At 63.2% G+C, this 22,387-nt stretch carries 19 protein-coding genes; 11 read left to right on the top strand and 8 right to left on the bottom strand.

The window, feature by feature from the left end; genetic code table 11:
- The first annotated feature begins 114 nt into the window (after nucleotides 1-114).
- From fliF to ACE3OA_RS04450, 10 genes are read left to right on the top strand one after another with little or no spacing between them, the layout of a single operon-like run.
- A complete protein-coding gene (gene fliF / locus ACE3OA_RS04495; protein WP_374308338.1) occupies nucleotides 115-1,797 on the top strand; it encodes a flagellar basal-body MS-ring/collar protein FliF in 1,683 nt (560 codons plus the stop codon).
- A gap of 1 nt (nucleotide 1,798) precedes the next feature.
- Nucleotides 1,799-2,815 carry a flagellar motor switch protein FliG gene (gene fliG, locus ACE3OA_RS04490; protein WP_374308336.1) on the top strand — a complete coding sequence of 339 codons (1,017 nt, stop codon included), beginning with the start codon at nucleotides 1,799-1,801 and terminating at the stop codon, nucleotides 2,813-2,815.
- Nucleotides 2,816-2,845: 30 nt separating this feature from the next.
- A complete protein-coding gene (locus ACE3OA_RS04485; protein WP_374308334.1) occupies nucleotides 2,846-3,631 on the top strand; it encodes a hypothetical protein in 786 nt (261 codons plus the stop codon).
- Between the two features lie 14 nt (nucleotides 3,632-3,645).
- Nucleotides 3,646-3,984: a flagellar motor switch protein FliN gene (gene fliN, locus ACE3OA_RS04480; protein ID WP_374308332.1), complete on the top strand. Its 339-nt coding sequence runs from the start codon at nucleotides 3,646-3,648 to the stop codon at nucleotides 3,982-3,984.
- A 29-nt stretch (nucleotides 3,985-4,013) separates the two neighbouring features.
- A complete protein-coding gene (locus tag ACE3OA_RS04475) occupies nucleotides 4,014-4,865 on the top strand; it encodes a motility protein A (protein ID WP_374308330.1) in 852 nt (283 codons plus the stop codon).
- Nucleotides 4,866-4,879: 14 nt separating this feature from the next.
- Nucleotides 4,880-6,277: a sigma-54-dependent transcriptional regulator gene (locus ACE3OA_RS04470; protein WP_374308328.1), complete on the top strand. Its 1,398-nt coding sequence runs from the start codon at nucleotides 4,880-4,882 to the stop codon at nucleotides 6,275-6,277.
- Between the two features lie 60 nt (nucleotides 6,278-6,337).
- The gene (gene flhA, locus ACE3OA_RS04465) at nucleotides 6,338-8,458 is read left to right on the top strand and encodes a flagellar biosynthesis protein FlhA (RefSeq protein WP_374308326.1); all 2,121 of its coding nucleotides are present in this window, start codon (nucleotides 6,338-6,340) and stop codon (nucleotides 8,456-8,458) included.
- Nucleotides 8,459-8,485: 27 nt separating this feature from the next.
- The gene (locus ACE3OA_RS04460) at nucleotides 8,486-9,478 is read left to right on the top strand and encodes a GTP-binding protein (protein ID WP_374308324.1); all 993 of its coding nucleotides are present in this window, start codon (nucleotides 8,486-8,488) and stop codon (nucleotides 9,476-9,478) included.
- Nucleotides 9,475-10,275 (top strand): P-loop NTPase, encoded by an 801-nt coding sequence (locus ACE3OA_RS04455; RefSeq protein ID WP_374308322.1) that lies wholly within the window; start codon nucleotides 9,475-9,477, stop codon nucleotides 10,273-10,275. Before ACE3OA_RS04460 ends, ACE3OA_RS04455 begins: the two co-directional genes overlap by 4 nt.
- Nucleotides 10,272-12,413 (top strand): hypothetical protein, encoded by a 2,142-nt coding sequence (locus ACE3OA_RS04450; RefSeq protein ID WP_374308320.1) that lies wholly within the window; start codon nucleotides 10,272-10,274, stop codon nucleotides 12,411-12,413. Before ACE3OA_RS04455 ends, ACE3OA_RS04450 begins: the two co-directional genes overlap by 4 nt.
- Here the strand turns inward: ACE3OA_RS04450 and ACE3OA_RS04445 are convergent.
- Nucleotides 12,410-12,835, bottom strand: coding sequence for a hypothetical protein (locus tag ACE3OA_RS04445; protein ID WP_374308318.1), 426 nt, complete (start codon nucleotides 12,833-12,835; stop codon nucleotides 12,410-12,412). The two genes, ACE3OA_RS04450 and ACE3OA_RS04445, sit on opposite strands and share 4 nt — an antisense overlap.
- Nucleotides 12,832-14,229 carry a flagellar protein export ATPase FliI gene (gene fliI / locus ACE3OA_RS04440; protein ID WP_374308316.1) on the bottom strand — a complete coding sequence of 466 codons (1,398 nt, stop codon included), beginning with the start codon at nucleotides 14,227-14,229 and terminating at the stop codon, nucleotides 12,832-12,834. Before fliI ends, ACE3OA_RS04445 begins: the two co-directional genes overlap by 4 nt.
- 280 nt (nucleotides 14,230-14,509) lie before the next feature.
- On the opposite strand from fliI, the gene ctrA reads away from it, so the two are divergent.
- Nucleotides 14,510-15,223 (top strand): response regulator transcription factor CtrA, encoded by a 714-nt coding sequence (gene ctrA / locus ACE3OA_RS04435; protein WP_374308314.1) that lies wholly within the window; start codon nucleotides 14,510-14,512, stop codon nucleotides 15,221-15,223.
- 178 nt (nucleotides 15,224-15,401) lie between these two features.
- Here the strand turns inward: ctrA and ACE3OA_RS04430 are convergent, their stop codons facing one another.
- The 6 genes from ACE3OA_RS04430 to ACE3OA_RS04405 all read right to left on the bottom strand — a co-directional run bounded on the left by ACE3OA_RS04430 (nucleotide 15,402) and on the right by ACE3OA_RS04405 (nucleotide 22,365).
- The gene (locus ACE3OA_RS04430; RefSeq protein ID WP_374308312.1) at nucleotides 15,402-16,274 is read right to left on the bottom strand and encodes a protein-glutamate O-methyltransferase CheR; all 873 of its coding nucleotides are present in this window, start codon (nucleotides 16,272-16,274) and stop codon (nucleotides 15,402-15,404) included.
- A gap of 11 nt (nucleotides 16,275-16,285) precedes the next feature.
- On the bottom strand, nucleotides 16,286-17,446 hold the full coding sequence (locus ACE3OA_RS04425) for a chemotaxis response regulator protein-glutamate methylesterase (RefSeq protein ID WP_374309214.1): 1,161 nt from the start codon (nucleotides 17,444-17,446) through the stop codon (nucleotides 16,286-16,288).
- 75 nt (nucleotides 17,447-17,521) lie between these two features.
- Entirely contained in the window at nucleotides 17,522-17,887 is a 366-nt protein-coding gene (locus ACE3OA_RS04420; RefSeq protein ID WP_374308310.1) for a PleD family two-component system response regulator, read from the bottom strand.
- Between the two features lie 199 nt (nucleotides 17,888-18,086).
- On the bottom strand, nucleotides 18,087-18,590 hold the full coding sequence (locus ACE3OA_RS04415) for a chemotaxis protein CheW (protein WP_374308308.1): 504 nt from the start codon (nucleotides 18,588-18,590) through the stop codon (nucleotides 18,087-18,089).
- Nucleotides 18,587-21,538, bottom strand: a complete 2,952-nt coding sequence (locus ACE3OA_RS04410) for a chemotaxis protein CheW (protein ID WP_374308306.1) — start codon at nucleotides 21,536-21,538, stop codon at nucleotides 18,587-18,589. The genes ACE3OA_RS04415 and ACE3OA_RS04410 overlap by 4 nt, the downstream gene beginning before the upstream one ends.
- Before the next feature lie 197 nt (nucleotides 21,539-21,735).
- Nucleotides 21,736-22,365 (bottom strand): histidine phosphotransferase family protein, encoded by a 630-nt coding sequence (locus tag ACE3OA_RS04405; protein ID WP_374308304.1) that lies wholly within the window; start codon nucleotides 22,363-22,365, stop codon nucleotides 21,736-21,738.
- Nucleotides 22,366-22,387 lie beyond the last annotated feature (22 nt).

Below are 22,387 nucleotides of genomic sequence, written 5' to 3'. Positions count from 1 at the left end.
GCAGCACGTTCCGACCCAAACCAAGCAATTCGTCGAAAATTTTAGTATATAAAATTTTAGTCGAATTGTGCGGCCGAGTCGGCAAAAGCTGCCTATCAGGAGCGAGTGGCTAACGTGAATCCCTTTCTGCAGACGTTGCGCAATCTTGGCCCTGTGCGACTTGCAAGCCTTGCCGCTGTCGGCTTGGCTCTGATCGCGTTCTTTGGCTTCATCGGAACCCGCCTTACAACGCCCGGCATGGCCTTGCTGTATGGCGGCCTCGATTCCACGGATTCAGCCGCCATCGCCGCCAAGCTCGAGGAGACCCAGGTTCCCTTCGAGGTGAAGGGGGACGGCTCGCAGATATATGTGCCCGACGACCAGGTCGGCCGCGTCCGCCTCGCCATGGCCGGCGAAGGCCTGCCCAATGGCGGCTCGATCGGCTACGAGATCTTTGATCGGGCCGACGCTCTCGGCACCACGAATTTTGTCCAACAGATCAATCAGTTACGCGCCCTTGAGGGTGAGCTCGGCCGCACCATCCGGGCCCTGCGCCAAGTGAAAGGCTCCCGCGTCCATCTGGTCATGCCAAAACGTGAGTTGTTCTCGCGCGACAAGGCGGAACCGACGGCCTCGGTGGTGGTGACCCTGCAGGGCCAGTTGGAAAAGGAACAGGTGGCGGCAATCCAGCATCTCGTCGCCTCCTCCGTCCCCGGCATGAAGACCGCCAATGTCTCGGTTATCGACGACAAGGGGCATCTCCTCGCCCGTGGCGGGTCGGATGACGATCTCAGCACCGCGACCGCCGATGAAATGCGCCGCAGCTTCGAATTGCGCATGACCCAGGCGATCGAAGACCTGCTGTCGCAGACCCTGGGCGCTGGCAAGGTGCGGGCCGAGGTGAACACGGAGCTCGACTTCAACCAAGTCACCACCAATACCGAAAGCTTCGATCCGGAAGGCCAGGTGGTGCGTTCGACCCAGACGGTCGATGAGAACGAGCAGAGCCAGGAACGCTCGGCCAACAACAATGTCTCGGTGGCCAACAACGTCCCCAACCCGCCGGCGCCGGCCGGCGGCGGTGCTGGCGATACCGCCAACAGCACGACCCAGCGCACCGAGGAGACCGTCAATTACGAGATCTCCAAGAAGGTCCAGACCGAGATCAAGCATAGCGGCGATGTGAAGAAGCTGTCCGTTGCCGTTCTTGTCGACGGCACCTACACGACCGCCGCCGACGGTACCCGCGCCTATACGGCGCGCCCGCAAGCCGAACTTGACCAGATTTCGACCCTGGTGAAATCAGCCGTCGGCTTCAGTGCCCAGCGCGGCGATACGGTCGAAGTCATCAACATGCAATTTGCCGAGCCGGAAGTCGTCGAAGAAGGCATCAGCATCCTCGGCCTCGAGAAGAACGACCTGATGCGCATCGCCGAGCTGGTGGTGCTCTCGCTGGTGGCCGTCCTCGTGCTGCTGCTGGTGGTCCGTCCGCTGCTCAACCGCCTGCTGGCGATCCCGGTCGCAGCGCCTGAACAATTCGCCATCGCTGGCCCGGGTGGCGCTGCCCTGCCGCCGGGTGCCGCCGCCGCTCTCGCCTTGCCCGGTGCTGGTTCGGACCTCGCCGCCCTGACCAGCGGACAGCCCACATCAATGGGTGAAATCACCAATATCGCCAATGAGATCGAACAGATGATCGATATTAACCAGGTGGAAGGCCGGGTGCGCGCCTCCTCCTTGAAGCGCATCGCCGATCTGGTTGACCAGCACCCCGAACAGGCAGTGAATATCATGCGTCAGTGGATGTATCAGGAAGCCTGAGATGCGCACGAAGGACGATTATAGGTCACTGACCGGTTCGCAAAAGGCCGCCCTCCTGCTGATGTCGGTGGGCGAGGAAAGCGCCTCGAAGCTTTTTGCCATGATGCATGATGACGAGATCCGTGAGATCTCGCAGACCATGGCCAATCTCGGCACCGTGAGCGCTACTGTCGTCGAGCGGCTGTTCGTCGAATTCGCCGACAGCATTTCCTCGACCGGTTCGCTGACCGGCACCTTCGAATCAACCGAGCGCCTGCTGATGAAGGTGCTCGACAAGACGAAGGTCGACGCGATCATGGAGGAAATCCGTGGTCCCGCCGGTCGCACCATGTGGGACAAGCTCAGCAACGTGAACGAAAGCGTGCTGGCGAACTATCTGAAGAACGAATACCCGCAGACCGTCGCCGTCGTTCTTTCCAAGATCAAGTCCGACCACGCCTCACGCGTCATCGCCTTGCTGCCGGAAGCCTTCGCCATGGAAGTGGTGATGCGCATGTTGCGCATGGAATCGATCCAGAAGGACGTCATCGACGATGTCGAGCGCACGCTCCGGAACGAGTTCCTCTCGAACCTCGCCCGCTCCTCGAAGCGCGATGCGCATGAATTGATCGCCGAGATCTTCAACAATCTCGACCGCAACACCGAACAACGCTTCATTGCCGCCCTCGAAGAGCGCAACCGCGATTCCGCCGAGAAGGTGAAGTCGCTGATGTTCACCTTCGAGGATCTCTCCAAGCTCGATCCGGGCGGTGTGCAGACACTTATGCGCGGCGTCGACAAGACCAAACTGCCGGTCGCCCTCAAGGGTGCTTCGGAAGGCCTGCGCGACCTCTTCCTCTCCAACATGTCGGAACGTGCCTCGAAGATGCTCAAGGAAGATATGGCGGCGATGGGCCCGGTGCGCCTCAAGGATGTCGAAGAGGCGCAAATGTCGATGGTCAACCTCGCCAAGGAGCTGGCGGCCAAGGGCGAACTGATCCTGGCCGACAGCAAGGGCGAAGACGAACTGATTTATTAAGCCGATGTCGGCTGGCGGGAGCATTCCGGTTTGAAGACTGTGCGCAAATTTCTCTTCGAGAACGATTTCGACGCCGGCAACGAATTGCCGGCGCGGAACATCGTGCGCAAGCCGAAGGCGGAGGCCGCTGCGGCCGAACCAGCGCCACCTCCCCCGCCACCACCTCCGCCGGAGCCTACCTTCAGCGAAGCTGAAATGGCAGCCGCCGTGGCCGACGCCAAGGCTAAGGCGCTCAAGGAGGGCTTGGCAAAGGGCAAAGCCGATGCGCAGGCGCAGATCGAGGCACAGATCGCCTCGGCCCTGGGCGGCATCGGCAACCAGATTGCCGCCATGGCCGCCGGCCTGACGCTTGACCGCGCCGCCATCCTTGGCGAGGCGGCCGGTCTCGCCCTCGCCATGACCCGCAAGATGCTGCCGGAACTCACGCGCCGCGGTGGCCTTGCTGAGATTGAAGCGACGATCGAGCGCTGCCTCGTCGATCAGCGCCGCGAGCCACGGCTCAATATTCGCGTCCCGGCCGACCTGCTGCCTGCCCTCCAGGGCAAGATCGAGGCCCTGGCGGCTGAAAAGCATTTCGAGGGTCGCGCCAATATTATCGGCGACGGCAGCCTCGGCAAGGCCGATTGCCGCATCGAATGGGCGGATGGCGGCCTGGAGCGGCATGCGGAGGCCATCTGGCGCGATGTCTCGGTCGCTCTCGACCGGTGCCTGGCGACACAGGGCATCGTGCCGGCGACACTCGACGAAACGACAATGACGAAGCCGGCGCCACAGGACGATGGCGACACTGTCGACAGCGAAGCCGCTGCCGACTGAGCAAGGAGCGAGAGATGGGTGACGAAGAGAACCTGCAGTTGCAGGAATTCGAGGAGCAAGGCGGTGGCGTGGACGCCCAGGGCGAAGCCACCCGCGTGCCCACCAACGCCAAGGAGCTGGACGCCGTCTATGACGTGCCGGTCCAGGTATCAGCCGTGCTGGGGCGCGCCACCATGCAGGTGAGCCAGTTGCTCAAGCTCGGCCGCGGCGCGGTGGTCGAACTGGACCGCAAGGTTGGCGAGGCCGTCGACATCTATGTCAACAACCGACTTGTCGCCCGCGGCGAAGTCGTTGTGGTCGAGGACCGCCTCGGCGTGACGATGACCGAAATCATCAAATCCGACCGCGGCTGAACATAGATCCCAGGTCCAGGAACAGACAGATGTCCGACACCGCCAACGAACCCGTCCAGAGCTTCACGGCCAAGAGCGAGCTGCCCTTGCGCCTCGAACCGGTGCGCCAGGGGCTCGACATGGCGACGGTCCTGGGCCTTCTGGGAGCGATTGTCCTCATCGTCGCGGCCATCTTTCTCGGCGGCAATTGGTTGGCCTTCGTCGACGTTCCCTCGATCCTGATCGTGGTCTGCGGCACCTTTGCCATCACCACGGTCTCCTTCTCGTTTACCGAGATCATGCAGGCGCAGCCCTTGATGCTGCGCACCATGTTCAGCACCGGCCATACCCCGAATGAAGCGGCGGCCAAGGTGCTGCAACTGGCGGAGAGGGCCCGGCGCCGGGGCCTGCTGGCCATGCAGAACGAACTCTATGGCCTGCGCAACGAGCCCTTCCTGCTGCGCGGCATGACCATGCTGGTCGACGGCATGCCGATAGAGGAAGTCGAGCGCAACCTCACTTTCGAGACACATGCCATGGCCCAGCGCCATCAGCGCTCGACCGGCATTCTGCGGCGCGCGGCTGAAGTGTCGCCCGCCATGGGCCTCATCGGTACCCTGATCGGCCTGGTCCAGATGCTGGGCTCGCTCAATCAGCCCGAAGGCATCGGCCCGGCCATGGCTGTGGCCCTCCTCACCACATTCTACGGCGCCGTGCTTGCCAACGTCGTTTTCCTGCCCATCGCCAGCAAGCTCGAGCGCAATTCGGCGATCGAACTGCTGATCAACCAGATTTTCATCCTGGGCGCTCTGTCCATCGGGCGCCAGGAAAACCCGCGGCGGTTGGAACTGGTGCTGAACACCATTCTGCCGGCCAACCAACGCGTTAAATATTTCGATTGAACGGAGACTAACCGATGCGACTTCTCATCGTCGGATCCCTGGACGGCCATATCGCCGCCGCCGGCAAGATCGCGCTCAGCCGCGGTGCCAAGGTGGCCCATGTCGATGATGTCGACCAGGCCATGACCGCCCTGCGCAACGGCCAGGGCGCCGAACTCATCATGTTCGATGTCAGCCTCGACATCACGCGGATGATCGACAGCCTGAAGCGCGAGCGGATCAGCATTCCGGTCGTGGCCTGCGGCATCGGTACCTCGGCGGAAATCGCCGTGCGCGCCATCAAGGCCGGCGCCAAGGAATACATCCCCCTCCCCCCGGATGCGGAACTGATTGCCGCGGTCCTTGCGGCCGTCACCGAAGAGAGCTCCGCTTTCATCTTCAGCGATCCGGTCATGAAGGCAACGCTGAAGCTTGCGGATCAGGTGGCGCCGTCCGATGCCAGCATCCTCGTCACCGGCGAAAGCGGTACGGGCAAGGAAGTGATGGCCCGCTACATCCACACCCATTCAAAGCGCGCCAACAAGCCCTTCGTCTCGGTCAATTGCGCTGCCATCCCAGAGAATCTCCTGGAATCCGAGCTGTTCGGCCATGAAAAAGGCGCCTTTACCGGCGCGATCGCGCGCCGCATCGGCAAGTTCGAGGAAGCCACCGGCGGCACGCTGCTGCTTGACGAAATCAGCGAGATGCATCCGCGCCTGCAGGCCAAGTTGCTGCGCGCCATCCAGGAACGAGTCATCGACCGGGTCGGCGGTTCGCAGCCAGTGAAGGTCGATATCCGCCTCATCGCTACCTCGAACCGCGACATGCAGGAAGAAGTGCGCAAAGGCACCTTCCGCGAGGATCTCTATTTCCGCCTTAACGTCATGTCGCTGGAGCTGCCGCCCTTGCGCGAGCGGCCGGGTGACATCGCGCTGCTGGCCGAGCACTTCGCACACAAATATGCGGCGGCCAACGGCGTCCATATCGATTCCATCTCGCCCGAAGTGATGGAGATGCTGCGCACCCATGAATGGCGCGGCAACGTACGCGAGCTCGAGAACACCATGCATCGCGCCGTGCTTCTCACCCAGGGCCCCGTCATCGGACGTGACGCCATTCTGCTGACCGGCGGTCGCGGCCTGCCCGTGGTTGGCGCCGGCATGATTGCCGCCAGTTCGCCGACTGACAGCGCGGTGGCCAAGGCCGCGGCGGTAGCCGCTGCCGGCACGACGGCGCTGGTCGGTCGCACCGTGGCGGCGGTCGAGCGTGACCTCATCATCGATACGCTCAGCCATTGCCTCGGCAATCGCACCCATGCCGCCAACATTCTCGGCATTTCGATCCGCACGCTGCGCAATAAACTGAAGCAATACAATGAAGAAGGCTTTGCCGTGCCAGCCGCGCATGGCGAGGACGCAGCTGCCAGCGCCTGATTTCACCGAATTCTAACCGCCGTTGAAGATCGAACAGTCTGGGATGAGGGGTAGCGGTCGATGACCGACACGGCAACGGGTACGAATGCAGCGGGCAGCGGTGGTGGTGCGGCCGCCTTCGGCAAGGCCTTCAATTTCATCAAGCGCGGCGAAATCGCCCTGGCGCTCGGCTTGGTCGCCGTGCTGTCGGTGCTCATCTTCCCAATGCCAGCCTGGCTGTTGGATATCTCGCTGGCTTTTTCGATCACTGTCTCCATCCTCATCCTGATGACAGTTCTGTTCATTGAAAAGCCGCTCGATTTCTCCAGCTTCCCTACCATGCTGCTGTTGGTCACGATGCTGCGCCTGGCGCTTAACCTCGCCTCGACGCGCCTCATCCTCACTCACGGCCACGAAGGCACCGACGCCGCCGGTCATGTCATTCAAGCCTTCGGCGGCTTCATCATGGGCGGCAATTACGTCATCGGCATCATCGTCTTTGCCATTCTCGTCCTGGTGAACTTCGTCGTCATCACCAAGGGCTCCGGCCGTATCGCCGAAGTTTCGGCACGCTTCAGCCTGGACGCCATGCCCGGCAAGCAGATGGCGGTCGATGCCGACCTCTCGGCCGGCTTGATCGATGAAAAGGAAGCCAAGCAACGACGCAAGACGCTGGAAGACGAAAGCAACTTCTTCGGTTCCATGGATGGTGCCGCAAAATTCGTGCGCGGCGATGCAATTGCCGGCCTCATCATCGTCTTCATCAATGTCATCGGCGGCATTATCATCGGTGTCGCGCAAGCCGGTCTTTCGATGAGCGAATCTGCGGCCACCTATACGCTCCTCAGCGTTGGCGATGGCCTCGTCTCGCAGATCCCGGCCCTGATCGTCTCGACCGGCGCCGGTATGCTGGTGACCAAGGCCGGCGTCTCCGGCTCAACCGACAAGGCCCTCTTCAAGCAGCTCTCCGGCTATCCGGCCGCCCTGGGCCTCGCCGCCTTCCTGATGACCCTGCTCTCCCTGATGCCGGGCATCCCCACGCTTCCCTTCATGAGTCTCGCCGCCATCACCGGCGTCATGGCTTTCCTGGTCATGCGTCATCAGAAGAAAGCCGTCGCCGCCGCAGTCCAGCAGCAAGTTGTCGAGCAGTCTCATGTGCCGGTAGCGGAGGAACCGATTTCGACCGCACTGCAGCTCGACGCCATCCGCCTTGAACTGGGCTATGGCCTGCTCGGCCTCATCAACACCGAACGTGGCCACCGCCTGACCGACCAGGTGAAAGCGCTCCGTCGCCAGCTGGCCAGCGAAATGGGCTTCATTCTGCCGGCCGTCCGCATCCAGGACAATCTGCAGATCCAGGCCAATTCCTACGTCATCCGCATCAAGGAGATCGAAGCTGGTCGCGGTGATCTGCGTCCCAACATGATCCTGGTGATGGACCCGCGCGGCGACAAGATCAACATGACCGGCGAAGAGACGACTGAGCCGACCTTCGGTTTGCCTGCCATGTGGGTGGATCCCGGCGCTCGCGAGGAAGCGCTGTTCCGCGGCTATACCGTGGTCGACCCGGCCACCGTCATCACGACACACCTCACCGAGCTGGTGAAGGACAACATGGCGGAACTGCTCTCGCATGCCGAGACGCAGAAGCTGCTCGACGAGTTGCCCAAGGAGCACCAGAAGCTGGTGGCCGATCTCGTCCCCGGCCAGATCTCGGTGGGCGGCATCCAGCGCGTTCTCCAGGCCCTCCTTACCGAGCGCGTCTCGATCCGCGATCTCGCCAATATTCTCGAAGGTGTGGCCGAGGCGACCGGCTATTCGCGCAATGTGAACGCGATTGTCGAACATGTCCGTGCCCGCCTCGCCCGCCAGATCTCCGATGCCAGCAGCGACAGTTCGGGCGTCATTCCGCTGGTCACTCTGTCCCCGGAATGGGAACAGGCCTTCGCCAACGCCGTGCGTGGGGACGGCGAGGACCGTCAGCTGGTGATGGCACCGAGTGATCTGCAGCAATTCATCCAGAACGTACGCCAGACGTTCGAGCGCTTCGCCATCATGGGCGACAGCCCGGTCCTGCTCACCAGCCCCGGCATCCGTCCCTTCGTTCGCTCCATCGTCGAGCGTTTCCGGCCGGCAACCACGGTGATGTCGCAGAACGAGATCCACCCAAAGGCCAAGATCCGGACGCTCGGGCAGATCTGATGACGAACCGCGTGGAACGCCGCTGACATGCGCCTGCGCACCTTCAATGCGCCCAACATGACCGAGGCGATGGCGCTGGTGAAGGCCGAGCTTGGCCCCGACGCCGTCATTCTCAATATCGAGCAGGTCGGGCAGGCCGTGAAGATCACGGCGGCACTTGATCGCGACGCGATCCTCGCCCAGCCGCCGGCACCCGTCCAGGATCCGCTCGATGCCATCGCCCAGGCGCTTGATTTCCACCGCGTCACGCCGGCACTGGCCGACCGCCTCACCCAGCAGGCGGCCCAGGTCTTGCTCGAGAATCCGCATCAGGCTCTGGCAGCCGCCCTCCGCTTGCGCTTTCCCGTTCAGGCGCTGACTGAGCGGCAACCGACCCGCCCCATCATGCTGGTGGGCCTGCCCGGTGCCGGCAAGACGGCGACGCTGGCCAAGCTGTTGGCACGCGCCAAGCTGCGCAAATGGCCTGGCGTCGCCATCACCTGCGACGTCGTCAAGGCGGGAGCGGTCGAACAATTGGGCACCTACACCAAGGCCCTGCAGGTTCCGGCCTACCGGGCCGGCGATATCGCGACGTTGCAGCGTGCGGTTGGCCAGGCCCCGGCGGGAGCCTTTGTGATCATCGATACGGTCGGTTGCAACCCGCTCGACAGCCACGATCTCGCCCACCTTTCCAGCCTCGCCGAAGCCGTTCGGGCCGAAATGGTCCTGGTGATGGCTGCCGGCGGCTGCCCGGTTGAATCTGCCGAACTCGGCCAGCTCTTCGCCGAAGCCGGCGCCAGCCGCCTCATTCCGACCCGGATTGACGCGGCGCGGCGCTACGGTGGTATCCTGGCTGCGGCCGAGGCCGGACGTCTCTCTTTCGCCGAATTCGGCGTCTCGCCTGAAATCGCCACCGGGCTTGATATCGTCGGTGCCGATCGGATCGCAGAATGGCTGCTGGAAACGGCGCCTGCCCGCCATCAGGCGCGCGACCTGCCGCGGGCAGATCACCCAATCAGGGCTAGTGGAACACGCTTATGAATGAACAGGGCCTATCCGGGACAGCCGCCACCCGTGCCGACGCCGGCACGATCGCCGGTGCCGTCGCCATCGCCTCCGGCAAGGGCGGGGTCGGCAAGACGTGGCTCGCCATCTCGTTGGCGCAGGCCCTCGCCCGGAACGGCGAACGCGTGGTCCTGTTCGATGGTGATCTCGGCCTGGCCAATGTCGACATCCAATTGGGCCTGACACCGGCGATTGATCTCGGCACCGCGCTGGAGCGGCAGCTGCCGCTGGCGCGCGCGGCCACACCTTGCGCCGCCGGCTTTGACGTCATCGCCGGCCGCTCCGGCTCAGGTGGCCTTGCCAATATGCCGCTGCACCGCCTCGCCGTCCTGACTGCGGGCCTGCGCGAGGTGGCGACGCAATATGATCGCGTGATCATCGATCTTGGCGCCGGCATCGACCGCCCGGTGCGGATGATGGCTGCCCTCTGTGCCACGGCACTTGTCGTCGCCAATGATGAACCGACCACGCTCACCGACGCCTATGCCCTCATCAAGATGCTGACGGCCGACCAGGCGCCGTGCCGTGTCGGCATCGTCGTCAATTCGGCCCAGGACGTCATTCAGGGTCAGCAGACCTATGCGACCCTCGCCAAGGCCTGCAACAATTTCCTCAAGCTCGATCCGCCGCTTCTCGGCATCATCCGGCGCGACCCCAAGGTAAAGGAAGCGATCCGTGCCCAGTCGCCGCTGCTCACGCGTCATCCCGGCACCACTGCCGCGCTGGATGTCGAGGCGCTGGCCGGGCAGATTCCGCTCATCAACCTGACATGAGCGATATCCTCAACCCGCTCGGTGGTCGCTACATCGGACCTTCCGGCCCGGTGGCGACGACCTCGGTGTTGGGGACTGTTTCAGATCCGCCGCGCGGCCTGCGCCAGGTCGATCCCGGCACTATCATCAAGGGCATCGTGCTCGGCCGCGAGAGCGACGGGCTGACGGCCATCGCCACCGACAAGGGAACCGTGCGCGTTGCCGCCAACATCCCGCTGCCGCCAGGGGCGCAAGTGACCCTCGAGGTGCGTCCCGCCGGCGACCGGCTCCAGGTCCTGATCCTTGCCAACGAGACGGTGGCGCGCGCGACACCGCAGGGCGCACCGGTGACGCCGCAGCCGGCCGGCAACACTCAAGCGCCAGCGCAGCCACCGTTGCCCTCCGCGACCAATGGACCCGGCACATCCGGTCCCGAGGCGCGGCCGGCGCCGACATCAGGGCCACAGCAACCACCCCCGGCACCGGTACGGACCGATACACCGAGCATCGAATTCGTCGGTTCGAGCCAGCGCGCGGTCGTCGTGCATGCTTCGGCGCCGGCCACAACTCCCCTCCCCGTACCGCAAGCGCCGCCCACGCCGGTTCCGCCCGCGCCAGTTCCGCCCGGTGCAACGCAACCCGCGCCGACGCCGGCGCCAACTACGGCCCCCGTTCCAGCGCAGCCAGCGACCGGCGCCACGCCGCCGGCGACACCCGCTCCCATCGTCACGACGATGCCCGGGATGCAAGTGCAGGGATCACCCCTGCCGGGCACAACAGCACCAGGCGCGCCGGCGCCGATCGTGATCATGGCACCCGGCAGCATAGCCAACGTCGCCACCGCTCAGGCGGCCCTCATCGCGGCGACCTTCGAGAAGAAGGACCGGCAAGCCGCCATGCCCGCGGCCCCTTTGCCGCTCACCTCGCCGCCACTGGCGGAAACGCCGACCGGCGAGGCTGCCGCGCATTATTCGGTCGAGCCGACCGACGAGCATCCGGCCGGCTCGCCGCTCACCACCTTGGTGCCGCCGGAAAGCGCCCTTTCCGCCGAAACCCGGCAGCGCATCCTTGCGCTCTTTGCTGCCGCCGGCACGGGAAGGGGCATGATGCCGCTCGAAGCGCCGACCGCCGCATCACCACAGGCGCCGGCACAAGCCCTGCCCATGGGTGCCGAATTGAAGCTCCGCGTGCTGGCGGTGCAGATGCAGGCCAACCAGCAGATCGAGTTTGATCCCATTGCCCTCGATCCCCATGACGCGCAGGGCAAGATCATCTTCGGCCGGGTCGTCAGCATCACGCCGGCCGGCCATGCGGTGATCCATACGCCCATCGGCGACATCATGCTGCAGAACCGATCCAGCCTGCCCATCGGCGCGCAACTTGCCCTGGCGATCGACATCGTCGAGACGGCACCGCCGATCACTCTCCCCACCCCGGTCGTGCAGACTCCGCAACAGGCGCTGCTCACCCTCTCGCAAGGCTGGCCGACACTCGCTGACCTGATAGCCCTGCTGCAAGGCGCCGAGGCCGGCACGGGTCGAGGCGCTATCGATGCCGACACGGCGCGCCAGGCCCTCAATCTGCTGCCGCATGCCGGGGTCAAGCTCGGCGCCGGCCTGATGAATGCGATAGCGGCGCTGCGCTCCGGCGATCTTGGCAGGCTGCTGGGGCCGCTGCTTGGCGCCAAGGGCGGCAGCACCGAGCGTGAGGAAATGGTGCGCCGCCTGCGTGGCGAGTTCAGCCAGCTATCGGCCCTCGCGCAGGAACGACCCGATGTCGATTGGCGCGCACTCTTCCTGCCCGTCATCGACGATCAGGGGCGCGTTACCCAGGTCAATCTGTTCTATCGCCGCCCGAAGAAGAACAGCGAAGACGGGCCCGGCGAATGGGGCAGTGGAACGCGCTTCGTGGTCGAGGCGGATTTTTCGCGCCTCGGCCCCTTCCAGCTCGACGGGCTGATGCGCCCACAGCGTTTCGATCTGATGATCCGCAGCCGCGCGCGCCTCAACGACCGCATGCGCCGCGAGATCGAGGCGATCTACGAGGAAGCCCGCGGCCTCACCGGCTTTGCCGGCTCGATCGCGTTCCAGACGGTGAACGAATTTCCCGTGATTCCGCTCGAAGACCTGAAGCGCGGCACGCCGACCTATACGGTCTAGCTCTCCCGCTTCGTCTTGCGCCGATGTTGTTCGAGACCCATCTCGTCGGTCGCGATCTGCTCGCGCCTGGCCGCGGCCTGGCGCTTGCGCTCCTGCCTGTTCTGGATGGTCTGTTCGGTCTTCTTGATGTCGCCGAAGGCCTCGGCGATCTCCTCGCGCACGCGCTCCAGCTCCAGCGTGATGTCAGCCACCGACTGCTCCAGCCTTTCGCGCCTCTTGGCCATCATGTCGCGATAGGGCGGCAGATGGCGGCTTGCCTCGAGATCCGTCCGCGCGATCTCGATCTCGCGCGCCACCTCATCGTCGAGCTTGGCGATGTCGCCCTGCAGCCGCTCGATGAGCGCCACCAGATCGGCGGCCTGACGCCGCTTTTCGTCAAGTGTCCATTTCTGCAGGCGCAGGAGCTGGTCGAGGCCGTTCATTTACCGGCGGCCTCGCTCGTCTCGGTGGGCGGTGGGGCCGTGTCGTCGACCAGGCCGAGGATGGCCGCGAGTGCTGCATAGCCACCGTCGAGGGTCGATTGCTCCTCGCGCCGCTGGCCGAGGAAGCGCTCGATCTCCGGGTAGAGCTGGATCGCCTGATCGACCGCCGGATCGGTGCCGCGGCGATAGGCGCCGAGGCGAATGAGCTCGGCCATGTCCTCGTAGACCGACATGTGCCGCCGCGCCTCGCGCACGATCCTGTTCTCGAATTCGCTGTTGCAGCCCGGCATGGTACGGGAAAGCGAGCGCAGGATGTTGACCGCGGGATAGCGGCCGCGCTCGGCGATCGAGCGCTCCAGCACGATATGCCCGTCGAGAATGCCGCGGCAGGCGTCGGCGATGGGTTCGTTATGATCGTCGCCCTCGACCAGCACGGTGAAGAGGCCCGTGATCGAACCCGATCCGGCGACACCGGGGCCGGCACGTTCAAGGAGGCGTGGCAGTTCGGCAAAGACCGACGGCGTATAGCCTTTCGAGGCCGGCGGCTCGCCGATCGAGAGGCCGATCTCGCGCATCGCCATGGCAAAGCGCGTGACCGAATCCATCAGGCACAGCACATCCTCGCCCTGGTCGCGGAAATATTCGGCGAGCGCCATGGTCATCTGCGCTGCCTGACGTCGCAGCAAGGGCGATTCATCCGAGGTCGCCACCACGACCACGCTGCGGGCAAGGCCCTCCTCGCCCAATTCGTCCTCGATGAATTCCTGCACCTCGCGACCGCGTTCGCCGATGAGGCCGATCACGTTGATATCGAGCGAGGTATAGCGCGCCATCATCGACATCAGCACCGACTTGCCGATGCCGGAGGCCGCGAAGATGCCGAGGCGCTGGCCTTTGCAGACGCTGGTGAAGGTGTTGATGGCTTTGATGCCGAGGTCGATCTTGCCACCGACGCGCATGCGCGTATGGGCGGGCGGCGGCTGATTGCGGATGCGGCTGGCGACCGGTCCCTGCGGCAGCGGCCCCTTGCCGTCGATCGGTTCGCCAAAGGCATTGACCACACGCCCGAGCCAGGCCCGCGTCGGGCGCACCACCGGCTCGCCATCGATCAGCACGACCTTGCTGCCGAGCCCTACACCCTCCAGCGAACCATAGGTCATTGCCAGCGCCAGCCCCTCGCGGAAGCCGACGATCTCGCACGGCACCTGCCGGTCGTTGCGGTCGACCAGCGCGCAGCGCGCACCGATCGAGAGCGCGCTTTCCATGCCGCTGATTTCCACCAGCATGCCGACCACCGCGGCGACGCGGCCATAAATGCGCGTCTCCGGGATGCGATCCAGTTCGCGGTAGAAGGCGTCGAATTCCTGCAACTGGGCGCTCACCGGGTCGGGCATCCTTCTGGTTGTCGGCCGCTGCAAAACCGGCCTCGAAAGCCGACAGCGAGCTTAGCTCAGGGGCATTAAATAAGTGGTTAAGACAGTCTTTATGCCCATCTTCAGCATCTCAAGCACGTTAACACCTTGGCGGCATTAGATAATAGGCGATTATTCCTGAGATGAAAACCTTCACCTTCCGTCATCAAAGTTAACGCCAAGTGCTTTACATAAGCCGCTATTAATGGTTAAGATTCACACATCAATCGGCTGAGGTCGAGAACCGAACGAGGTCCTTGCCATGCGCGTGCTAGTCGTCGAAGACGATTCCAACACCGCCCAAAGCATCGAACTGATGCTTAAGGCCGAGGGCTATATTGTCGACACAACCAATCTCGGCGAAGACGGATTGGAGATCGGCAAGCTTTACGATTACGACATCATCATCCTCGATCTGATGTTGCCGGATATCGACGGCTACGAGGTGCTGCGCCGCCTCAGGGCCGCGCGCATTAACACACCGATCCTGATCCTGTCGGGCCTGTCGGAACTCGACAGCAAGATTAAGGGCCTAGGTTTCGGCGCCGACGATTACCTCACCAAGCCCTTCGACCGCCGCGAGCTCATCGCCCGCCTGCAGGCGATCGTGCGCCGCTCCAAGGGTCATTCGGATTCGATCATCAAGACCGGCCGCCTGACGGTGAACCTCGATACCCGCACCGTTGAGGTCGAGAGCCAGCCGCTGCACCTCACCGGCAAGGAATACGGCATCCTGGAACTGCTCTCCCTGCGCAAGGGCACGACGCTCACCAAGGAGATGTTCCTCAACCACCTTTATGGCGGCATGGACGAGCCGGAACTGAAAATTATTGACGTCTTCGTCTGCAAGCTCCGCAAGAAGCTCAGCACTGCCACCGGCGGCGACAATTATATCGAGACCGTCTGGGGCCGGGGCTATGTGCTGCGCGACCCCGAAGACAGCACTCTCCCCGCCAAGACGGCAGAGAGCGCCTAAGGCCTCGCTTCCATAGATTGCTGCAAATGCCCGGGCCAGTCCCGGGCATTTTCTTTTAGGGGCAGAACACCAACCCAGTCGCCCCTTCTCCCGCAAGGGGGGGAGCGTACTCACAAGCCATCATAGTCCAGCGAAGACCCGGCCATGCACCTTCGCAACCTAAAGGAAGAGAGGAAACCTACGCCCGCGGTGTCGCTGGCGCCGCCCCTGGCGTGCCGAAGGCAGTCGGCGCCTTGATGCCGCCGGTGAGACCGTAAATGCCGCGCTGGCCAGGCAGCAGCTGGAACTTGTCGGAAATGCCGAGCACGGTTTCAGCACCGCCAAGGAACAGATAACCGTCCTCGGGCATCTGCTTGGCGATGCCCGCCAGCACCTTGGCCTTCGTCGGCTGGTCGAAATAGATCAGCACGTTGCGGCAATAGACTATGTCGAACTTGCCCAAGGGCGCCGGATCATTGAGCAGGTTCCATTCCCGGTACTGCACCTTGGAGCGGATCGCGTCGGAGATCTTCCAGCGGTCGCCGGTCTGCTGGAAATATTTGACCAGCAAGGTGATGGGCAAGCCGCGCTGCACTTCGAACTGCGAATAGAGACCTTCCTTGGCACGGTTGAGGATCTCTTGCGAGAGGTCGGTGCCGACGATGTCGATCTTCCAGCCATTGAGCTGCGCGCCCATTTCCGAAAGGATCATCGCCAGCGAGTAGGCTTCCTGGCCTGACGAACAGGCAGCCGACCAGATGCGAAGGCTCTTCTGCGCAGAGCGCGCCTTCATCATCGCCGGCAGGCAGATCTGCTTGAACTGGTCGAACGGTTTGGTATCGCGGAAGAAGAAGGACTCATTGGTCGTCATCGCTTCGACCACGTCGCGGATCACCGCTTCGTCGTTCTTCTGGCGGATAAGGCGGACCAGATCGTCGAAGGTGGCGAGCTTCCACTTGCGCGCCACGGGCAGCAGGCGGCTTTCCAGCAGATAGGCCTTGTCGTTGGTCAGCAGCAGGCCCGACCTGGTTTTCAATATCTGGCAAATGAAGTCGAAGTCGGTAATCGTCATCGACGGTTCTCTCATGCCACGCTGCGGGAGATTGCCTTTTTGACGAACGGACCGATATCTGCGAGCGGCAGAACCGCAGAGCAAAGGCCGGCAGTCGCCACGGCGCCGGGCATGCCCCAGACCACGGAACTTGGTTCGTCTTGAGCGATCACCGTTCCCCCGACATTGATCAGTTCCTGTGCCCCCTTCAATCCATCCTGCCCCATTCCCGTCAGCATGACAAACAAAGTCTTGTTGCCATAAGCCTTTGCAATGGAACGCAACATCGGGTCGACCGCTGGGCGGCAGAAATTCTCGGGCGGATTCTTGTTGAGGCGTACAACACGCTGTGCCGCGGTACCTTCGACCACCATATGGAAGTCGCCGGGCGCCACATAGATGCGCCCCGGGACCACGGCTTCGCCATCCTTGGCTTCCGCTGACGGCATGCCCGCCGCCTGCCCCAGATGCTCGGCCAGGATCGTGGTGAAGGTTGCCGGCATATGCTGCGTCACGAACACCGGCATATGCGAAATCTTGCCGATGCTCTGGAACATCTTGAACAGCGCCTGCGGGCCGCCGGTCGACGAACCGATCGCCAGGCAATCCGGCCGAAGCAAGGGCGGCATGTCGCGGAGCTTCACCGGCTGCGCGCCATAAAGACGTTTCGGCACCGCCGGTGCTGCGCTGTTGGGTTCGCCCGTGGGCGAAGGTGCAGCGATACCGCGCTTGCGGCGCCCGGCCTGGGCCCAGGACTTCACCTTCTCGACCAGATCGGCCTTGAAGTCGGTCGCCGCCGAAATAGCGCCGGTTGTCGTCGGCTTCGGCACGTAGTCGGACGCGCCCAGCGACATCGCCTTCATCGAAACCGAGGCGCCTTTGAGCGTCAGGGTCGATGCCATGATGACGGCAACACCCGGCTTGGTCTGCAACAGGCGCGGCAGCGCCGTGATGCCGTCCATAACCGGCATTTCGATGTCGAGCACGATGACTTCGATATCGTTGTCGGGCCGGCCGACGGCATCGATCGCCAATTGGCCGTTGCCCACAGTGGTCACGACCTTGATGGTCGGATCGGATTCCAGCGCGCGCGTCAGCAAGCCTCGGATCACGGCGGAATCATCCACCACCATGACGCGGTACGGTCCGGCTTTGCCGCCGGTGCCCGCTGCTGCCGCCTTGAAGGGTGTCATCACGCCAACCTGTCCCAGTCTATTTTCACTGCGTTCGCGCGCATGGCACGCTGCTCTGCGGCGATACGCATTCCGTTACAGCAAACCGACCTGGGAGAACTTCGATTCGATGATCTCGCTGTCGAAAGGCTTCATGATATATTCGTTGGCGCCGGCCGTGATGGCTTCCTGGATATGCTGGATATCGTTTTCGGTGGTGCAGAACACGACGATCGGTGTCTGCCCGCCATCCATCTTGCGCAGCAACCTCAGGAACTCGATCCCACTCATGACCGGCATGTTCCAGTCCAGAAGGATCGCGTCAGGCATCTCCTTGGCGCATTCGTCCATGGCCAGCTTGCCGTTTTCCGCTTCGACGATCTGAAAGTTGAGGCCCTCAAGGATCTTTCGGGCCACCATCCGGACGACTTTTGAATCGTCAACGACCAGGCAAGACTTCATTCAGAAACTCCGTTCGCCGAACGTATGCACTCAGACCTTAGCGAAACCGCCGGCACATTGCTTGTGCTTTCAGTTCTTTACCAATAGTCAGCAAACGCTGGGTCCGTCAATTACCCTACCAGCACTTTTAGCCGAATTTCATATATTTGCGGAAATGAGACCTCGTTATTACTGAGATCTCCTCCCTCGTCCCCTCCTCTCAGGCGACATCGGACCGATTGCCGAAATCGAGCAGCGAGCCGACATTCAGCACGACCAGCAGCGAACCGTTGAGCCGATAGATGCCGTCGGAGAATTCACGCAGCCGCGGATTGAGGGTTGGTGGATTGCGCTGGTAGTCGCGCGAATTGAGGCTCAGCACCTCGCCGACGCTGTCGACCAGCAGGCTGTAGAGCTCGCCATCATACTCGACCACGACCGACATCGCGGCCTTCCCGCCTTCGCGCGTCGCCAGACCCAGGCGCGGTCGCACGTCGATCGCGGTCACGATGCGACCGCGCAGATTGAGACTGCCGGCAACCTCCGGCGGTGCCAGTGGCACGCGGGCGATGTTCTGCGGCCCCAGCACGTCCTGAACGGTCAGGACCGGGATCCCAAACATCTGATCGCCGATCGACATGGTCACATAGTCGCGCTGCTCGCCATTGTTGGCTACAGACGCTGTGCCGAAATCGCTTCCGGCCCCGTTCGCACCACCGCTCATGCGGCACCTCGTACTTCAGAGAGAGCTTCGTTGAGAATATGCACCAAACCTTCGCGGTCGTATTTGGCGACATAGTCGTCGAAACCGACCTGGCGACCCTTGGCCAGTTCCTGCGGACTGGCGTGGGACGAAAGAGCGATGATCGGCGTCGTCTGCCAGCGGCCGCTTTTCTTGACGGCCTCGCAGAAGGCGAACCCATCCATCCCCGGCATTTCGATGTCGGAAATGATGAGGTCGAATTCTTCGCCGGCTTCCGCCAGTTCGAGCGCCTTGTCACCACTATCGACTGCCGTGACCGAGAAGCCGGCCGCGGAAAGCTGCGGTGCCAGGAGATTGCGGAAGAAGGCGCTGTCGTCGACCATCAACACGCGGCGCGCCTTGGAGCCGACCGAATCCTCGCGGCGCGAACCGAACCAATCGGCAAAGGCTTGCGACAGGAAGAAGCCGGTATCGATGATGTCGGTTGCCTGGCCGGCGATGATGGCGGAACCGATACGGCCCGGCGTTTCCGCCGCCAGATCGACATTGAGCTTGGCTTCGACGATGTCGACGATTTCGTCGACCATCAGGCCCATCGAATGTTCGCGGTCGGAGAAGACCAGAACCGGCTGCCGGCCTTCCTTGCCGGTGACATCCGGATAGCCTTCCAGCGGCACCAGCGGCATCAACTGGCCACGATACTGCACGACCAGGCGATCGTTGGAATGCTCGATCGCGGTGCGCTCGATTTCCTCGAGACGCGCGACGAGCGCCAGCGGCACGGCCTTGGGCGCACCCTGGCCGGCGCGGAATAGCAGCAGCGGCACTGCCTCGTCGCCATGAGCACGGCTGCGGAGAGCCTGCTTTTCGGCGGCATCGGCGTCGCCCATGCTGATCTGGCCCGAAGCCGCGGCGATGCCGTTGGGATCGAGGATCATGATGACCGAACCGTCACCCAGGATGGTATTGCCCGAGAAGACTTCAATATGGCGCAGGATCGGCGCCACCGGCTTCACGACGATTTCTTCCGTGTCGAACACGCGATCGACCATGATGCCGAACTGATAAGTGCCGACCTGGGTCACGACGATGAAGGTATCGTCGCTGCTGCGGTCCGACTTGGCTTCAAGCTTCAGCTTCTCGCGCAAGCTGACCAGCGGCAGCAGTTTGTTGCGAAGGCGCAGGACCGGCGTGTCGTTGATACGCTCGACCTTCAGCTCCCCCGTCGGGCTGGCACGCACCAGTTCGACGACGCTGATCTGCGGGATGGCGAAACGCTCCTCGGCGCATTCGACCACCAGGGCCGACACGATCGCCAGGGTGAGCGGGATCTTGATCGAGAAGGTGGTGCCCTTCCCTTCGACCGACCGCAGCTCGATGGTGCCGCCGATCTTTTCGATATTGGTGCGCACCACGTCCATGCCGACGCCACGTCCCGAGACGCTGGTCACTTTGGCGGCGGTGGAGAAGCCGGCCTTGAAGATGTATTGCTGGATCTGCTGATCCGACATGTTCTCCAGCTCGGCCTCGGTCGCGAGGTTGTTCTGGAGGATCTTCGCCTTGATCTTGTCGAGCGGCAGGCCTTTACCGTCATCGACCACTTCGATGATGATATGGCCGCCCTCGTGATAGGCGTTGAGCGTGATCTTGCCGGTTTCGGTCTTGCCGGCGCGGCGGCGCTCTTCCGGCGTTTCAATGGCGTGATCGGCCGAGTTGCGCACCATGTGGGTGAGCGGATCCTTGATCATCTCAAGGACCTGGCGGTCAAGCTCGGTCTCCTGGCCGATCATGACCAGGTCGATCTTCTTTTTCAGTTCGTGGCTGAGATCGCGGATGATGCGCGGCAGCTTGGCCCAGGCATTGCCGATCGGCTGCATGCGCGTCTTCATGACGCCTTCCTGCAGTTCCGACGTCACATGGTTGAGGCGCTGCAGGGGAGCAGCGAACTCGCTGTCCTTGTGCTTCCTGAGGATCTGCAGGACCTGGTTGCGGGTCAGCACCAATTCGCTGACCATGGTCATCAGGTTCTCAAGCAGCTCGACATTGACGCGGATGCTCTGGTTGGCGATGGCGGATTCCTTCGCCTCGCCGTCGCCACCTTCCTTCTTGACGGGGGCGGCTTTCACCGGCTTCGCCTCGACCGGGGCGGGAGCCGCCTCGACGATCGCAGGGGCGCTGCCGGTCGCTTCTTCGCGACCCGCATAGACCATGCCCATGATCATCGCGGCGATCTGCTGCGGCACTTCAAGCATGTTGAGGCCGGCCTGCAAATGCCCACAGACGGCGTCGAACTGGGTGTCGGACATGGCGCGGCCGGCGATGGGATGCGGCGCGCTGGTGTCGGGGCCACCGCACATCTTGGCCAGATGCTCGCGCATATAGCCCTGGACGTGATCGATGCTGTCGCCCTCGAAAACGGCTTTCAGCCTGAGGTCGCCCAAGATGCGGTTGAACATCACTTCGACCACGGCGTCGATGGTGCCCATGCCGCCGATCTGTTCGTAGAGCGTGGCGCCGGATTTCACTTCACTGGCGGCCGGCGCGGGAGCTGCTGCCGGCGCTGGAGCGGGAGCAGCCGGCGCTGCGGCCTTGCCGCCGTCGGCGAAGGCGTTGAGGCTCTTGATGAGTTCTGAATCGTCGCCCTGCGGCTCGGTGCCGGTGGCCTCAAGATCGCCCATGATGGTGCGGATGCGATCGAGGCAGGCGAGAATGAGGGTCACGGCCTGCGCCGTCACCTCGAGTTCACCGTCGCGCACCTTGCCGAGCACGTTCTCGCCGGCATGGGCGACCGATTCCAGTCGCGGCAAGCCGAGGAAGCCGCAGGTGCCTTTCACCGTGTGCACCAGTCGGAAGATATTCGACAGCAAGTCGATATCGTTGGGATTTTGCTCGAGCTTCACCAGCTCGACATCGAGTACGGCGAGATTCTCGTTGGTTTCGGTCAGAAACTCGCTCAACAGATCGTCCATGGCGCCTGCCCCACTCCGTTTGCCATCTTGGCTAGCGATGGTTCGGCCGACGGGCCGATTTCGCACCCTAATCCTTGGGCAAAAGAATTAATTTTGCGTGAAGCCCCTACAAACTAGGCAACCACTTTCAAAAATTGGCAAATTTCGCCCGGACTGGCCCGGCTGCGACCTCCCCGTCGCCCGACTCACACGCCTTTTCAGCCGGCGCGGTATTCCAGCCGGCCGGCGCCGCTCTGCGTGGTCTCGATCTTCATTTTGAGACGTGTCGCCAGGGTGCCGGTGAGATAGGCCAGCACATTGCGGGCATCGAGCGTGGCGGCCGTGGCATCGCCGCTCAGCAAGGCCTTGTAGTCGTCGGCAAAGACGATCTGCGCCCCTTCGGCAGCCAGGATGAAGCTCGTCGTCGGCCCATCGCCATTGACGGTGAGGTGCAGTTCACCGCCGCGGGGCAAGGTTTCCGACATCAGGATGACGCTGAGCAGCAGCAGCTTCGACCAGCCGGCGGGCAGGTCGCCGGGCGACATGGCGGGGATGCCGGACAAGGTGACGCGCCCCCCTTCCAGGAAATCGCGCGCCAGCTTGATCGCCTCGCCGAAACCAAAACTGGCCTGATTGCCGGCATTCCCGAGGGCGCAGCGATAGGCCTGCAGCAGGATGCTGGCACGCCGGGCGGAGCGGGCGGCCAGGGCCCGCGCTTCGGCCACCAGTTCCGGATCCTGCTCATCCTCCAGCAATTCCAAGCCGTTATTGACTGCGCCGATGGGGCTGATCAGGTCATGGCAGAAACGCGAGCAGGTCAATTCCAGAACGGCGAGGTCGATTTTCATGAGGTCTCCGGGTTGGCGCGAA

This window comes from Dongia sp., assembly GCF_041906375.1.
Taxonomy (GTDB): Bacteria; Pseudomonadota; Alphaproteobacteria; order Dongiales; family Dongiaceae; genus Dongia.
The sequence above is the reverse complement of the archived record's forward strand: the minus strand, read 5'-3'. Positions and strand labels throughout refer to the sequence as shown.

Coding starts and splice junctions, on each gene's coding strand:
- fliG (WP_374308336.1), top strand. CDS start 1,799: ATGCGCACGAAGGACGATTATAGGTCACTGACCGGTTCGCAAAAGGCC.
- fliN (WP_374308332.1), top strand. CDS start 3,646: ATGGGTGACGAAGAGAACCTGCAGTTGCAGGAATTCGAGGAGCAAGGC.
- ACE3OA_RS04475 (WP_374308330.1), top strand. CDS start 4,014: ATGTCCGACACCGCCAACGAACCCGTCCAGAGCTTCACGGCCAAGAGC.
- ACE3OA_RS04470 (WP_374308328.1), top strand. CDS start 4,880: ATGCGACTTCTCATCGTCGGATCCCTGGACGGCCATATCGCCGCCGCC.
- flhA (WP_374308326.1), top strand. CDS start 6,338: ATGACCGACACGGCAACGGGTACGAATGCAGCGGGCAGCGGTGGTGGT.
- ACE3OA_RS04460 (WP_374308324.1), top strand. CDS start 8,486: ATGCGCCTGCGCACCTTCAATGCGCCCAACATGACCGAGGCGATGGCG.
- ACE3OA_RS04455 (WP_374308322.1), top strand. CDS start 9,475: ATGAATGAACAGGGCCTATCCGGGACAGCCGCCACCCGTGCCGACGCC.
- ACE3OA_RS04450 (WP_374308320.1), top strand. CDS start 10,272: ATGAGCGATATCCTCAACCCGCTCGGTGGTCGCTACATCGGACCTTCC.
- ACE3OA_RS04445 (WP_374308318.1), bottom strand. CDS start 12,835: ATGAACGGCCTCGACCAGCTCCTGCGCCTGCAGAAATGGACACTTGAC.
- fliI (WP_374308316.1), bottom strand. CDS start 14,229: ATGCCCGACCCGGTGAGCGCCCAGTTGCAGGAATTCGACGCCTTCTAC.
- ctrA (WP_374308314.1), top strand. CDS start 14,510: ATGCGCGTGCTAGTCGTCGAAGACGATTCCAACACCGCCCAAAGCATC.
- ACE3OA_RS04430 (WP_374308312.1), bottom strand. CDS start 16,274: ATGACGATTACCGACTTCGACTTCATTTGCCAGATATTGAAAACCAGG.
- ACE3OA_RS04425 (WP_374309214.1), bottom strand. CDS start 17,446: ATGACACCCTTCAAGGCGGCAGCAGCGGGCACCGGCGGCAAAGCCGGA.
- ACE3OA_RS04420 (WP_374308310.1), bottom strand. CDS start 17,887: ATGAAGTCTTGCCTGGTCGTTGACGATTCAAAAGTCGTCCGGATGGTG.
- ACE3OA_RS04415 (WP_374308308.1), bottom strand. CDS start 18,590: ATGAGCGGTGGTGCGAACGGGGCCGGAAGCGATTTCGGCACAGCGTCT.
- ACE3OA_RS04410 (WP_374308306.1), bottom strand. CDS start 21,538: ATGGACGATCTGTTGAGCGAGTTTCTGACCGAAACCAACGAGAATCTC.
- ACE3OA_RS04405 (WP_374308304.1), bottom strand. CDS start 22,365: ATGAAAATCGACCTCGCCGTTCTGGAATTGACCTGCTCGCGTTTCTGC.